11 protein-coding genes and 1 tRNA gene are annotated in these 15,081 nt (G+C 61.8%); 2 read left to right on the top strand and 10 right to left on the bottom strand.

Annotated elements, in window-relative coordinates; translation table 11 throughout:
- Positions 1-62: 62 nt before the first annotated feature.
- The 8 genes from VIZ63_RS06970 to VIZ63_RS06935 all read right to left on the bottom strand — a co-directional run bounded on the left by VIZ63_RS06970 (position 63) and on the right by VIZ63_RS06935 (position 10,984).
- Complete coding sequence (locus VIZ63_RS06970; RefSeq protein ID WP_331608816.1) at positions 63-2,771, bottom strand: helix-turn-helix transcriptional regulator; 2,709 nt, start codon at positions 2,769-2,771, stop codon at positions 63-65.
- 113 nt (positions 2,772-2,884) lie between these two features.
- Positions 2,885-4,198, bottom strand: a complete 1,314-nt coding sequence (locus VIZ63_RS06965; RefSeq protein WP_331608815.1) for a sensor histidine kinase — start codon at positions 4,196-4,198, stop codon at positions 2,885-2,887.
- A gap of 183 nt (positions 4,199-4,381) precedes the next feature.
- A complete protein-coding gene (locus VIZ63_RS06960; protein WP_331608814.1) occupies positions 4,382-5,731 on the bottom strand; it encodes a sigma-54 dependent transcriptional regulator in 1,350 nt (449 codons plus the stop codon).
- Between the two features lie 91 nt (positions 5,732-5,822).
- Positions 5,823-7,031 (bottom strand): ABC transporter permease, encoded by a 1,209-nt coding sequence (locus VIZ63_RS06955; protein ID WP_331608813.1) that lies wholly within the window; start codon positions 7,029-7,031, stop codon positions 5,823-5,825.
- Between the two features lie 139 nt (positions 7,032-7,170).
- Positions 7,171-8,490, bottom strand: coding sequence for an ABC transporter permease (locus tag VIZ63_RS06950; protein ID WP_331608812.1), 1,320 nt, complete (start codon positions 8,488-8,490; stop codon positions 7,171-7,173).
- A 195-nt stretch (positions 8,491-8,685) separates the two neighbouring features.
- Positions 8,686-9,405, bottom strand: coding sequence for an ABC transporter ATP-binding protein (locus VIZ63_RS06945; protein WP_331608811.1), 720 nt, complete (start codon positions 9,403-9,405; stop codon positions 8,686-8,688).
- Positions 9,406-9,437: 32 nt separating this feature from the next.
- On the bottom strand, positions 9,438-10,754 hold the full coding sequence (locus VIZ63_RS06940) for an efflux RND transporter periplasmic adaptor subunit (RefSeq protein ID WP_331608810.1): 1,317 nt from the start codon (positions 10,752-10,754) through the stop codon (positions 9,438-9,440).
- Entirely contained in the window at positions 10,754-10,984 is a 231-nt protein-coding gene (locus VIZ63_RS06935; RefSeq protein WP_331608809.1) for a hypothetical protein, read from the bottom strand. Before VIZ63_RS06935 ends, VIZ63_RS06940 begins: the two co-directional genes overlap by 1 nt.
- 210 nt (positions 10,985-11,194) lie before the next feature.
- Between VIZ63_RS06935 and VIZ63_RS06930 the strand changes: the two genes are divergently transcribed.
- Positions 11,195-11,271: transfer RNA gene (locus tag VIZ63_RS06930), tRNA-Arg, on the top strand.
- A gap of 442 nt (positions 11,272-11,713) precedes the next feature.
- Positions 11,714-12,715 (top strand): methyltransferase domain-containing protein, encoded by a 1,002-nt coding sequence (locus VIZ63_RS06925; protein WP_331608808.1) that lies wholly within the window; start codon positions 11,714-11,716, stop codon positions 12,713-12,715.
- A gap of 568 nt (positions 12,716-13,283) precedes the next feature.
- Here the strand turns inward: VIZ63_RS06925 and VIZ63_RS06920 are convergent.
- Both VIZ63_RS06920 and VIZ63_RS06915 read right to left on the bottom strand, forming a co-directional pair.
- Entirely contained in the window at positions 13,284-13,925 is a 642-nt protein-coding gene (locus VIZ63_RS06920) for a hypothetical protein (protein ID WP_331608807.1), read from the bottom strand.
- Positions 13,926-13,960: 35 nt separating this feature from the next.
- Complete coding sequence (locus VIZ63_RS06915) at positions 13,961-14,788, bottom strand: hypothetical protein (RefSeq protein ID WP_331608806.1); 828 nt, start codon at positions 14,786-14,788, stop codon at positions 13,961-13,963.
- Between the last annotated feature and the right edge of the window lie 293 nt (positions 14,789-15,081).

Below are 15,081 nucleotides of genomic sequence, written 5' to 3'. Positions count from 1 at the left end.
GCCCGAAAAGGAGGGACCCATGCCCGTTCGGGAGGGGCGTCCTGCGCGAGTCGCCCAGGTCGTTACGAATGCCTCCGGAACAGGTCGGCCGCCTGGCCGCGGGAATCACAGTCGAGCTTGTCGAGGATGTTGGCAATGTGACGCTTCACGGTGTGCAGGCTGAGCGTCAGCGAACGGGCGATGTGCTTGTTGCTCGCGCCGGCGGCCACTTCCGCCAATACCTCGAGTTCACGCTCCGAGAGCGCGGCGAGCAACCCCTTGCGCGTCGCCGGTGCTGCTGCCGCGGGCAGCGTGATCCAGCGGCCCAGCGTCTCGAGCAACTGCGCGTGCTCCGACGATTTCTTCTGGTGCGATGGAACGAGATCGAGCAGCGCATCGACCACGACACGCGATTCGAGCAGCAGCAGACCGATGGCACGTTCGTGGATGACTTCATCGTACGCGGGTTCGAAGGTCGACCACGCCTCCGCCCGACGGCCCTGCATGAGCAGCGCATAACTCAGGTTGATACGCGCATCCGCATAGATCATCGGCATGCGGCATTGATCGTAGGTCATCAGCGCTTCGCGCAGCGCCGTTTCGGCGCGTCGCCAGTCCTTGTCGAACAGCGCATCGAGACCGCGTGCGACGGCCGCCGCGCTCTGCGTGAACGGCCATTCGCCGGGTGCGATTGGCGCGGTCAGGAAGGGCAGCACTTCGCGAAATCCAGCAACATCGCCGATCAGCCAATACGCGCGTCCGAGCCCGTGCCGGTAAGCGCGCAGCCATACGACGTTGTGGCCGGCCAGTTCGGCGATCTGCAGACCCTTGATATGCGCCTGCATGGTGTCGACGCCGCGCTCGTAGTCACCGACGACCATGCTTGTAATGGCGCGCATCTGCCCCAGCCGTTCGATGGCGAGCCGCACGCCCCCGAACTGGTGCTGGATCACTTCAGCCTGCGTCAGCGCTTCGAGCAATTCCGCGCGTCGTCCACGCCACAGGTGGGCCCATGCGCCTACCGTGAGCGCGGAGATGTACCACGGCATCGCATGCACACTGCGGACCTGCTGGAATGCGCCGAAGAATCGTTCGAAGGTGTCGGCGACGCCGGGGATGCCGATCAGCACGCAATGGATGCGATCAGCGGTGGCGGCGCAGATCGTCGCAGGATCGGTTGCAGTCATCTCCACGAATTCGCGCATGTGCCGCGCGACGGCGTCGAGATCGCCGGTGGGCGTAGCGCACCAGGCACGCAACAGTGCGAGCTCGGCCTTGCCGAGCGAATCGAGCGGCAACTGCACCGCCTGTTCGATTCGCGCCGTCGCCTCGTCGCGCGCACCGGAGGAATTCAGCGCATCGATGAGATGAAACAGCGCAGTCACTCGATCGGAAAGATCCTGCGGGGCCGTGAGCCCATCGACGGCAGGCGTCAGCTCCCGCCGGGCGCGCGGCCAGTCCCAGCGGAACCACGCACAGGCGCCGCGCAGATAGTGTGTGCGCGCGTTACCGGCCCGCACATGCTCGGGAATCGCATCGATCCAGCGCTCGACGGTCGCAATGCCGCCGTGTGCCAGCCGCTCATGCGCTGCTTCGCCAATGCGCGCCATTGCCTCGTCCCAGCGTTGCGCGACCAGCAGGTGATAGATGGCGCGCGACTGCGTGCGCTCCACCTTTGCTGTGAGCTCGTGCAGTTCGCGCTTCAGTTCCGGATGGCGGCGTGCCAGCTCGGCTTCGAGAAACTCGCGGAACAGATCGTGAAAGCGCAGCACCGGCGTCATCTCATCCACCGCCGTCAGGAACAGATTGCGCCGGTAAAGCGCTTCCAGTACCTGCCGCGCATCGGTGCGTCCGGTGAGCACCGAACACAGGTATGGGCTCAGCTCGATCAGGATCGAACTGCGCAGCACGAAATCCTGCAGATCCGGCGGCAGTTCATCGAGCACTTCCTGCGCGAGATACGCGAACAGATGACGATTCGAGTCCGCCGCGTCGCTCTTCGACAGCGAACCCGGCGCGCTCCCGGCCGCTCGTGACTGCAGCATCAGCAGCAGGCCGGCCGCCCAGCCCTGCGTACGCTGCATCGCCTCCTGAACGTCTTTTTCGTCCAGTGTCTTGCCGAACTTCGCCAGCGCCAGCGCGGCGGCATCCTCGACGCTGAACTGCAGGTCGGCTGGCGTGAACCAGCCAAGCTCGCCATAGGTGCGCCAGCGCGCCAGCGACAACGGCGGCTCGATGCGCGTACCGAGCACCAGCGTCACATGATCCGGCAGGCGTTCGATCAGCGAGTCGAGCAGTTCGTAGACGTCCGTTTTCTCGATGCGATGCAGGTCATCCAGGACGATGACGATGCGGCGCGCCACGCTCGTGCACAGCGCATTGACGAGCGCCGCGAGCGCTGCACGCATCTGTGCACGCGATGCCGCGACACTGTCGACCAGCGCACGCGGATCGGCGTCCCAGCTCAGTTCCAGCGGCTCGAGTGCCTGCAGCAAGGCGGCGAAGAATCGATTGACGTCGTTGTCGTCGTTGTCGATCGTCAGCCACAGCGTCGTGGTCTCGGGTGGCGGATCGAACATCCATTGAGCCAGCAAGGTCGTCTTGCCGGAACCGCCCGGCGCGCACACCAGCGTGACCGGATTCTCGTCGATGGATTGCGCCAGGCGCTCAAGGAGCGCCGCCCGCGTGAGGATGTCCCGTCGCACTCGCGGAGCGCGAAACTTGGTCAACGCCACCAGATTCCACTGGCCGGTCGCCCCGAGGGTATCGACACTTTCTGGATTGGCGACCATGCGAACAGGGCACGAATAGTTGTTTGACGTATTGTCAGACAGGAGCTTCGATCATCGCAATCCTTGCGCGCATCCAAGCTTCTTATCTGTAAAGACTTCCGGCGCTTTGCTACTTACGCCGGCTCGATGGCCGGAATCCACAAGGTCGCGACCAGACCACCACCCTGTCGATTGGCCAGCGACAATCTGCCGCCATGGGCCTCGACCACTTCACGACAGATGGTCAGCCCCAGCCCCGCCCCGGATGGCTTGGTCGAATAGAACGGCAACAAGGCCGATCGCAGCACCTCATCCGTCATGCCCGTGCCGCGATCGAGCACCTGCACGCGCCACCCGCCTGCGTGCTCGGCGACCTGGACGTCGATGCTTTCATCCGGCGCGCCCGCTTCCCGGGCATTCTTCACCAGGTTGATCAGCACCTGTTCCATCTGGGTGGGATCGAAGACGGCCGTCCGGTTCGATGGCTCCTCCAGCACGCGGAACGGGCTCGTCTGCTGCAGCGATCGCAGGAACGATGACCAGTCCACTTCCTCCGGCCGCGGTCGCGGCAACTTCGCAAAACGAGCGTAGCCGTCGATGAACGTGTGCAGGTGCCGGGCCCGTTCTTCGATGGTGCGAAAGATCCGATCGAGCTGCGACGGATCGGGACGCTCCGCCAGCTGCCGGCCCGAATGCGCCAGCGACGAGATCGGCGCGAGCGAGTTGTTCAGTTCGTGGGCGATCACCCGGATCACTTTCTTCCAGGTCTCCACTTCCTGACTCGACAGCTCGCGCGTCAGCTGCTTCAGCAGGTACAGCCGATGCATCTGGCTGTTGAGCAGGAAACCCCGCTGCGAGAGGTGATAGATCTCCGACTCGCCTTCATTCTCGACGGTGAACAGCGAGTCGCCATCGGTCGCCACCGCCTGACGCAGCGGTTCCGGCGCCGCCTGCAACAGCTCGGTGAAGGACAGTCCTTCCAGCTGGCGTCCGCCGAGAAACGCCTGTCGCGCGGCCACATTGCTGTAGACCACCCGATCGCCCGCATTGGTCAGGACCATCGATAGCGGCGTCGCCTGGATCACGGTGTCGAGCAGCAATTCCCGCTGATAGAGTCCCTGTCGTTCCGCCCGCAGCAATTCGCCGAGTCCGTTGTAGCTTTCAACCAGCGCGCGCAGTTCGGTATGCGACGACGGCGCGATGCTCACGCTGAAGTCCCGATCCCGCATGCTGACGATGCCATCGCTGATCGCCTGCAACGTGCTCGTGAAGGGCCGCGCCAGGAAGCGCGCGCCCGCCAGACACAGAGGCACAAAAATGATCAGCGCCGTGCCCGCGGCAATGACCGGCGAATCCAGCCAGCGGTCGATCAATGCATAGACCACGACCGCCGCGATCGCAAGACCGATGCACAGCAGGGCCAGCCTGCCTTCGAAGGAAAAACGCATGGTGCGATAGTGCTTGTCGGATGTGGCCGTGACAACACAGTCACCTGGAGAATGAAGAGAAGATCTCCACGGGGGGCACGGGGTTCACGGGGGGTCGGAAAACGAGGAAGCGGCGTTCCTTTCCTCACCCTGTGATCCCCGTGCTCCCCGTGCTCCCCGTGGAGACTTCTGACTCCTGAGTTCTTATTCCCGTCCGCCGGCTTCCTTGAGGCCGAGCTTTTCCATGCGACGGTAGAGCGCCTGGCGACTCAGGCCCAGCTCGCGAGCGGCCCGCGCGATGACGCCGCGGGCACGCGACAGGGCTTGTTCGATTTCTGCCCGATCGGGCTCGCGTTCCGGTTCGGCTTCCGCGTCCGCTGCCACGGCGGTGAGCCCCAGGTCTCCGGGAGTGATCTCTGAGCCGGTCGACATCAGGCAGGCGCGGCGAATCGTGTTCAGCAGCTCCCGCACGTTGCCCGGCCAGTTGTGAGCCAGCAGCACGCGTTCCGCCCCCGCATTCAATGCGCGGCCTTCGAGGAAATGCCGGGTCAACGGCAGGATGTCGTCGGGTCGCTCGGCCAGTGGCGCGACTTTCAATTCGATGACGTTGAGCCGGTAGAACAGATCTTCGCGGAAACGCCCGTCGGCGATGGCGGCCCGCAGATCCGCGTTGGTCGCGCTCACGACCCGGACCTTGACCCGCCGCGTAGCGCTGCTGCCCAGCCGTTCGAACTCGCCGGTCTGTAACACGCGCAGCAGCTTGGCCTGCCCTTCCAGCGACAGGTTGCCGATCTCATCGAGAAACAGCGTGCCGCCGTCGGCCGCCTCGAAACGGCCCTGTCGCGCCTTGACCGCGCCGGTGAACGCGCCGGCCTCGGCGCCGAACAGCTCGGCTTCCATCAGATCCTTCGGCAGCGCGCCGACATTCACTTTGACGAACGGGCCGCTGCGAACCGACGAGTTGGCCTGGATGATCGCGGCGATGATCTCCTTGCCCGACCCGTTCGGCCCCGAGATCAGCACCGGCACTTCCGCGGGCGCGATGTGCGTGGCCTTGGTGACCAGATCGCGCATGGCATCGCTTTCGAATACCAGTCCACACAGATCGAACCGCGCCGCGAGCGCAGCACGCGATTCGGCGCGCTTGCGGACCGCACGCTCGCGCTCGACGGACAGCCGTCGCAGATCGAGCAGGTTGCGCACCGTGGTGAGCAGTCGCGCATCGTCCCAGGGCTTGGCGAGATAGTCAGCCGCCCCGGCCTTGACGAGTTCGACCGCGGTTTCCAGATGCGTCCACGCCGTCAGCAGCACGATGGGCACCGATGGATTGCGTTCGCGGATCGCATGAAACAGCGCCACACCCTCCTCGCCCGAGGTCGCTTCCTTTCTGAAGTTCATGTCCTGCAGCACGAGGTCGATCTCGTGCGACACGAGCGAACGCAATCCCTCCGCCGGCCCATTGGCACTGATGACGCGATGCCCCTGCAGCGACAGCAACACTTCGAGCGCGGTACGCACCGCGTCGTTGTCATCGATGATGAGGATGGTGGGCATTCAATTCACAATTGAAGATTGACAATGAACAATTTCAGAAACGTTCCTTTCCGCAATTATCAATGGTTCATTGTTAATTGTTAATTGGCTTTCAGACCGTCCGCGTCGCAATCGCCGGCGGAATCGCCGCGGCGCGGCGTGCCGGGACAAAGACAGCAATCTGTCCAAGAACCCACAACAACACGGCGCCGGCGAGAGGATAAACCGGCGCGAGGCGTGGCAGCGAGTAGGTCGTGCTGAGCCAGTGACCGAAGGCGAAGGCCAGCAGCACACCGAGCACCACACCGCCCGTCGTCAGCAGCCAGTTCTCGATCATGAAGTAGCGAATGATATCGATGCGGCGTGCCCCCACCGCACGACGCGTTCCGATCTGCTTGGTCCGCACGTTCACATGGAAACTCGCGAGCCCGACGATGCCCAGCGCCGTCACTGACACCATCAGGCCGATGATCACGCTGAGGAACGCGACCATGCGGCTGTCGGCGCGATAGCTGCGCTCCACCCAGTAAGTGTGCGGGCGGACCCACGTGATGGCGCGATTCAGATTGTTTTCGGACAACTTGCGCTCGATCTCCGGGATCAGTGCTTCGCGCCTGCCTGGCTCAGCGCGGATCGCGTAACGAACCACGGGGCCGTTCGGAATGCGCGGCCAGAACATGACATGCGCCTGATTCTCGAAATTGACCCAGGCACTGAGCATGTTCTCCATCACGCCGACCACGACTGCCGACTGGCCCAGCGCGTCGTAAACGGTTTTGCCAAGGGCCGACTGGTCGCCAAACATGGCCTTCGCCACATCCCGTGTGATGATGACGGCCGGCGCGAAGTCCGAATTGTTGGGGTTCGGGTTGTACTGGACCTCCTGCTCGTGGAAGGCCCGCCCCTCGATGATCTTCACCCCCATCGCATCGATGCCGTGCTCGTCGATCTCGTAGAGATTGACGTTGGTGTCCATTTTCAGTGGGTCCGGCGTAACGCCGAAGTTCGACGAGCGGCCGCCTCCGGACATCGGCGTGCCGTTGATCGACGTGGCCGCCACGACGCCCGGCAGCGAGCGCAACAGATCCACGTCGCGACGGATCGTGTCGCGGTTGTCGTAGTTCGGCCCGAAACCGTAACTCTGCACGAAGATCAGGTTGGCCGAATCGATGCCGGGCGGACGACCGATCTTCTCCACCCGCTGCATGATGATGAACACAGCATTGGCGACGACGGCCAGTGTCAGCGCAATCTGCAGACCGACGAGAAACACGCCGGTCTTGTTGCGAAGCATGGCGCTGAGGATGGGACGGAATTCCATGAGAGAACCTCGAGAGAAAGACACAAGTGGCTAGGCACCAGGCGCTAGCCGGAGGGGATCCTGGATTTCAGCAAAGCCCACGAATCTTTCCGCATCTTGCTTGGAAACCTAGGGCCTAGCGCCCAGGGCCTAGTTGCTTCTACTGCGTCTTCAAATACGCCGCCGGCTGCACCCGGCAGATTCGCCAGGTCGGGTACAGGCCAGCGATCACACCGGAAGCAATGGCGATGACCAGCGCGATCAGCGCCATGGTCACGTCGAGATGCGTGAGGGCGTCATAGTTGTCGTATAGCTGGCGTACGCCGAGCAGGCCCAGCGCTGCAAGGCCGATGCCGATCACGCCGCCGGCGATACCGATGACACCGACTTCGATCAGGTGCTGGTCGAAGACGGTCTTGCGCGTTGCGCCCAGCGCGCGACGCAGGCCGACGAGCGGCGCGGCGCCGAGGAATTTCGCGAGCAGCAAGCCGATCATGTTGAGCAGGCAGACTGCGAGGAACATGAAGGACAGGCCGACCAGCACGCTGTTGTCCTTCTCGACCACCTCGTTGATCGTCAGCCACTCATCGGGATGCCGCAGGCGATTGTTGAGTGGACGTTCGAAACGGCCCAGCTTCTTCTGTTCGCGCACGTAGTTGTCGATGAAGTCCTGGTAGGCCTCGGCCTGGTGGCGATCCTTGAGTTCCGCCCAGTACTGAATCCAGACGCAATCGCTGTTCAGGAAGTCGGCGAACGAATTCAGCGGCTGCACGCGCCAGCAATTGATATTGCCGGCGCTCTGCACCTCATCGACGATGCCGACGCTGAACGGCACGAACGCCTCTTCGATCTCCTCGAAGTTCGAGTTGTTGAGGTCGTAGACCTTGGGAGTGACTTCCCACTGAGCCAGCACGCCGATCACCTTGTAGTCCTTGCCATCCATGCGCACCGACTTGCCAACGCTGTTCGCGCCGCCGAAGACCTTGTCGTTGGTGGCCTTCGACAGGACCACGACCCGCTGCGAGCCCTGGTCGGCCGAGTCATCCCAGCCGCTGCCGTACTGGAACGGCACGTCGAATATGGGGAAGAAGTCCTTCGTGGTCAGGCGCGCGGTGATCAGGAACGGCTTCACGCCGGAGGCGGGATCGGCCTCGACCACGAACGGCCCCTTGCGCATGGCCACATGGCGCACCGGAATATCCGATTGCAGCAGCGCCATCGCGTCGCGGTAGGTGAGCTCCATCGGCGGCAACTCGGGACGTTTCTCATCCCACGGCTGATTCGGATCCCAGTTGTCCAGGGTGACCGCATAGAGCACATCGTTGCGATGTTCGAGCGGATTGCCCGACATCAGGCGATAGACGGTCAGCGTCGTGATGCAGACACCGACACCGAGCGCGATGGCGCCGATCATCAGCCCGGCGATGACCGGCGTGCGGCGCAGGCTTTTGAGAGCAAGACGCAAATGGTAGGTAAACATCTCTATGACTCTTCGTGTGGTGCGTCTGGAGATCCAGAGCAGGAGCCGGAGTAACCGTATGAATCGCAGAAAATCATGCTTTGCGTTCCATGCGGTTACTTTCGTCCGATTCCTGTTCTGAAAATCATTCACGCGAAGGTGTGGAGTCCATCGTTCGCAGCCGATGTCCGCCGCACCTTCGCGCGTCTGAGTTCCTCAAACCCCTGCTGCCATCGCTTCCGGACGGATCAGCGGCTTGGCCGCGAACGGCTGCAGATCGGTGACCTGCCCGTCCATCACGTGGACGTTGCGGTGCGCGCGTCGCGCCAGTTCCGGGTCGTGCGTCACCATCACGATCGTCGTGCCGCGGCGATTGATGTCTTCCAGCAGGTCGACGACCTGGCGCGCCATCAATGAATCGAGATTGCCCGTGGGCTCATCCGCCAGCAGGAAGCGCGGCGTACCCGCGAGCGCGCGAGCAATTGCAACGCGCTGCTGCTGGCCGCCGGAGAGCTGCGCCGGAATGTGCTTCATGCGCGAGGCCAGCCCCACCAGCTCCAGCGACTCCGTGATGCGCTTCTTGCGTTCGCCGGCATTGAAGCCGCGATAGCGCAGCGGTACATCGACGTTGTCGAACAGGTCCAGATCCGGAATGAGGTTGAAGCTCTGGAAGATGAAGCCGATCTTCTGATTGCGGATGCGCGACCGGGCATCGTCTGACAGACGACTCACATCCTCGCCATCGAGCTTGTACGTGCCCGTATTGAACGTCTCGAGCAGGCCAGCGATGTTCAGGAACGTCGTCTTGCCCGATCCCGACGGACCGGTCACCGCGACGAACTCACCCTCCTTCACATGCAGACTGAAATCGCGGAGCGCATGCGTTTCGATGAGGTCGGTGCGGTAGACCTTGCTGATGTTCTGCATGTGAAGCATGGTGCAATCCCGTAACGAAGGTAGATGAGTGGTCAATCGGCGAGCCGAACCGTTTCGATGCGGTCGAACTCGCCCAGGTTTGAAATGATGATCCGGTCGCCCGGCGACAGGCCTTCGAGGATCTCGACCTCGCTGACGCTGGTGCTGCCGGTCTGGATCGAGGCCCGCGTTGCGATGTCGCCGCGAACCACGAAGGCCACGCGTCCGCCGCTGGTATCGAGGAATGGTCCGCGCGCCACTTTGATCACGCCATCGCGCTGTTCGAGCACGATGCGCGTCGACAGGCGCTGATTCTGACGCAGGCCGCGGGGCACATCGCCGGAGAATCGCAGACGACCGGTCACCTGACCCTGCTTGACCTCGGGCGACACCGCACTGACAGCGGCCGCGAAGGTCTTGCCCGAATACGAAACCTCGGCGTCCATCCCCAGCTTGAGATCGTCGGCGTAGGTTTCCGGCACGGTGAACTCGATTTCGAAGGCCGTGAGATCGACGACCGTGATCACCGCAGCATTCTGCGGAACCGCAGCGCGTTCATTCACTGCCAGCGTTCCGACGATACCGTCGACCGGCGACCTGATCTCGAGATCACCGACGCGCCGCTGCAGGTCCTGCACCACCAGACGCTGCCGATCGCGCTCGAGACGCCTGGCGCTCAACTCGAACTGCAGGCTCTCCTTCTGCAACTGTGCGGTCTCGACCGCGTGCTTGTGGTTCACCGCTGCGGCTGCCGCGTCATCGCGCGCCTTTTCGTAATCGCGTTCGCTGATCAGGTGCTTGCCCCACGAATCCTCGGCACGACGCTGCTCCCGCTCCGCCGCCTGAATGCTGACGTTGGCAAGATCGATCGTCTGCTGATTGCCCAGCAACTGCCGGCGCGTATCGATGCTCTGCCGCTGCACCGCGACTTCCATCCCGGCCAGCGTCGCTTCTTCGCGCGCCAGTTCGTTACGCAGCTCCGGGCTATCGATCTGCGCGATGGGCTGCTGCTTCTTGACCGTATCGCCGGCCTGCACCATGTAGTGAACCGTGCCCGGCGCGACGGCGAAGAGCGTCGGACTCACAGCAGCCACGACCGTCCCCTGCGCCGACACATCGCGAATGAATTCACCGCGAGTGACCTCCGCAATCCGCACCCGCTCCAGCGGCACAGAAACTTCGGCGCCGAACCAGCTGCGCACCAGCATGACGATCAGCGCCAGCAACAACAGCCCGCCGACACCCGCACCGATCAACACGGTGCGGCGTCGATTCAGGATCGCGGTCTGGTCGATCTGCACGTCCTGCGCGGACGTATCGCGAATACGGGTGACCTTCTCACGATCGGTCTGGGGCACGGCTGAGATCATCAGCCGCGCTCCTGGCTGTCCGTCGGGCATGCATTCGTGTTGCGCGGCACTTCCAGCGCATAGCGGACGTCATGCCGGATCATCAGGCCTTCCAGGTAGGCATCGCCCTGCGAGTTCATCTCGCGATCCACCGACCGCGCGTCCGGCGACGCCAACAGGACCGCCAGCGCACCCGCGCTGACCGTCAGTGCCGAAAGCCTCGCCGTGAATCTGAATGTCGCTGTCCGCATGTCCGTCTCCTGGCGATCTGTCCGGATCGCTCTCGCTGACCTACACTGCACGGGTTGTGCCAGCGCCGGAAAGCAGCGAAATTTGCGGGAAATATGCGGGTTTCACCCTATGCGACCGACCCTTCCGCAAGTGTCCGGTCGGAGGATCGGACAGACGGCGGACATCTGCGGACACTTTGCCCTCAGATAGGTACAATGCGCGCCCACCGTGCGGCCGTAGCTCAGTTGGATAGAGCATCTGGCTTCGAACCAGAGGGTCGGGAGTTCGAATCTCTCCGGCCGCACCACTCAAAACAAATAGGGCCAGCTGCCTTCGGCTGGCCCTATTTGTTTTGTGGTTCTGCCCCGGAGAGGTTGAGAACTCCCGATCGCCGCGTGCGGCGATCGAGGGAGTTCGACAAATCGCGACCGCGATTTGAACGCCTGAGTGTCGCGTCCAGAGCGACGCTCAGGCGGCCCCAACGGGGCGAGCAAGGAACGTTGCGAGTAATCTCTCCGGCCGCTCCGGACTGCTGTCCGCAGCAGGTCCTCTTATATTTGAGTTCTGCTTCCCGGAGAGATCGAGAACCCCTCCGCGCCGAGCACCGTAGTCCCTCTCGCCCTCCGCCGATCTGCCGAGGCAGAGTACCGCGTCACTGTTCAGCGAAATGCCAGCTTCTCTAGTCCGTCATTCCTCCCGCAAACTGCTGCGGACTCCTCGGTTCATGAAATCAAAGGTATATCCCGTCAATGCTTCGTTATGACTGTATCAACTCCCATCTGCGCATGATCTGGGATGAGCTGCGCTGCCATTCGTACGCCGCAGCAATCTCGCGTGCCATCAAGCCCGGTGACGTCGTTATCGATTTTGGTTGCGGCTTGGGCATCTGGTCGATGATCGCTGCAAAGGCCGGGGCTTCCAGGGTCTATGCCATTGAAGCGGTCGACGACATGGCGCAGATGGCGCAGGCGCTGATTGCCGAAAACAACTTGAGCGATAAGATCACCGTGATTCACGCGAACGCGGAATCGGTCGATCTACCCGAAAAGGCCGACTGCCTCATTTCCGAGTTGATGAACTGCGCCGGCTTCAATGAATACGATGGCGCGCCGCTGATGAAAGTGCGCGACCGGTTCCTCAAGCCGGAGGGACGAATGATCCCGCAGCGCATACGGCACGTCATTCGGCTGTGCCATCTCCAGACTGAGTTCAAGTCCGATGATGGCGGCTGGGCCAATGGCATGTACGGCCTGACCTGGAATGCAGTGAAGGATTTTGCTTCTGCAAGCTCCACCTCTACAGATTTGCGCAATTATGCCTGGGCCTCACCTCCGCACATTTGGTGGGATCTTGATCTCATGCGCGATGATCTGTCTGACAATCAATATCGAGCCGGGATTCCTGCACACTGGGAAATTGAAACCGAGACCACAGTGCATGGCGTTGCCGCTTACTTCGAAGCGGATCTCGACGACAACATCATGCTATCGACGGCGCCAGACGCGCCTTTCACGCATTGGATGCACACGTTCCTCTCGTTCCCACGAGCACTGGCAGTGCGTCCAGGTGATCGCCTCAGCGTGAAAATAAGTTTCTCGACAGGCAGAGGAGCTTCCACCTATCCCATGTCCGTCACGTGGACGCGAGATGGCAACATTCTCGATCAATTCGATACGTACCCCACGTCCATTCCCGGGGCTCCATCCCTCTCCGCGGAGAGCGCCGGGGGTCAGCAGGAAGCGCCGCTTTAGCCTAGGGAACAAGACACCCGGTCGATTCTTCAAGGGTTTCGAACGTGCCCGGTGCTGTCGGCGCCGGGCCGAGGGTTCGTGGATATTTCCCGCGATTCGGATAGAAACGCGTCGGTCGTGGCCATGGACGGCGCACGACGCCAAGCATTGTTCGCGGGCCGATTCGACTCCGGACAGCACCGCAGTCCTTACTTCTGTCATTCCGCCGTCGGCGATGATCACTGCTCGTGAATATCCCACGAAGCCTCGGCCCTGCACCGGAGCGCATAGTGATGATGCGCGCCCTTCCTCTCGCCGTTCAGAAAACTGCGCGGAACCTAACAAGCGGATGAGCGAACCGTGCAGTCAACATGTCGTGAGTACGATCAACGGCGCTTCCAGACTTCTATCGCGGATAGCACTAGAATGGCGCCCGATGACGCCGTAGCGGTGCGCGTCATCACCCTATGCCCTAGACGGCCTTGTTTGTCTGCGGTGCGTGGGCGCCCCCACTGCAGACGTCAAGCAGCACACTGCCTCAATGCATGGAGTGCTCGGGTGCACGACAATGACGCGCAAAGCACCGGCACTAGCTATCAGCGTAGCCGGCACCGCAGGGCATTGCCATGTGGTGCAACTGCAAGCGTGGAGCCAGCACTCTCGCATGATGAGAGACCTTGTGTGCTCTGCAAGTTAACACCGATGCAGCGGGGACGAGCAGCTCCTGTTTCAGCCGCCTCTTGATCTCTGCGAACAACTCCGCCTCATGGCCGGAAAGCATGTAGGCGATCATTCCGCCTTGACCTGTTAATGGGGCCGCTTTACCGCTGACAAACTTATCCACATCGTCCAGATATTGCGCCACGCTGCCAGGGCTCTGCAGAACCTTTGCTTCGATCGGCCAAGCGATGCGTCGATTCTCCGTGTAGACAAACGCAAGATCGTAGGCCGGCGGTCTACTTTTCCCGCCCGCTCGCGTTTCTTGCTCTGGAAACTCGTGATGCGGACAGATGGACGAATAACCTTCGTCCTCCTGGCTCCAAAGCTTATTGATGTGCATGAAGTGATTCGAGGTCAGGTCGCGCTCCAACTGGTCCAGAGGCTGCCGCAAGTCCACATGCTGCAAATCCTCAGTCTGCAGCTTATCGAATGCACGCCAAGTTAGATCCAGCACGTGTGTGGCAATTCCCGTCGCCCACGATCGAGCCTGCTCCAACGACTGCTCGTCCATGGGCCATCGCTGCGCGCTGAACGTAGGGCGCCGATTCATGCGGCAGCTGGCTTGTGAGCGGCTGCAGTAATGATGGTACCGGCCAACTGGTCGGCATCACGCATCGCCATCGATCGCGACCAATAGCGGCATTCGTCCGGTTTCACGATGGTGAGATTCATGACGCGCATACCTCCCTCGCTCCCTGCGTGAAACAAATAGGCGACGCGTTGAAAGCCAGAGCCCGCCACAGAACTGCCACTAGCCCCAGGCTGAAGCTGATGTGAGTGAAACTCGCTGAGTCGATCGAGCAAACCATCTACTCGAATCGGCTCAACGCTTACCGGTTTTGCGTCGGCCGCATCGAGGCGCAATGTGATCATGCGCACAGGCAACCTTGCGGCTTGCGGCTCTGTATAAATCGTCGCGGCGACTTTGCGCTCCCCGCCAAACGTCGCCTTAACAACACGCATGAACGTTGTTGCGTAATCCGACAGCTCAGGCTCTAACGCTCCAGAGTCATCTACGCGACGGGTACAGTGACGGCCGGGGCCAGGCGTCGTTCGCAGTGCATCGGGTAGCGAATAGTGCAGAAAATCCTCTATGAGAATCTTGTCCGCAGCTGTCAACGCGAAAAGCCTTGCCGTCTCAGTATCGATATCCTGAAAGGATTTGAGCACCGAGAGATTGGGTGAGCTAGGTGGTAGGGGAACCGTAACTAGCTCTTCGCACAAAGTCTCAGTGATATAGCGATTGACACGGCTGCTCGTCAGGCCCAGGAAATACGCAGCAAGTTGACTGTTGTAGACGACGTTGGCAGCGCGGACATGTTCACCGTCGCGGCTCAAGTCACGAACTGTCAAATAAGTCTTCTTGCAGATCACCCCCCACCCCTGATCACTAGCCTTTACGAGCGCGGCTCGAAAGCGTCCGGATCTGACCGGAAAACTTAGCTTGATCAGCAATTGAGGAACTTTAAATGGCTCGAAGTCGGACGAGTCTTTGCTGTGGATGCGCGGATGGGTCCACTTTGGAAGGACGTGTCAGATTTTCTGTGTTCGAGGCGGTTTGCATTTAGTTCGCGGGTCTGACGAAGCGATCTCCGTACAGCACAGCGAACTGGTTCATCGCCAACTTCCATTCTCGCGCTGATCGTATCTTGCCATCGTTGATGTTG

The organism is Povalibacter sp. (assembly GCF_036520495.1).
In the GTDB taxonomy this organism is placed as follows: Bacteria; Pseudomonadota; Gammaproteobacteria; order Steroidobacterales; family Steroidobacteraceae; genus Steroidobacter.
The sequence above is the reverse complement of the archived record's forward strand: the minus strand, read 5'-3'. Positions and strand labels throughout refer to the sequence as shown.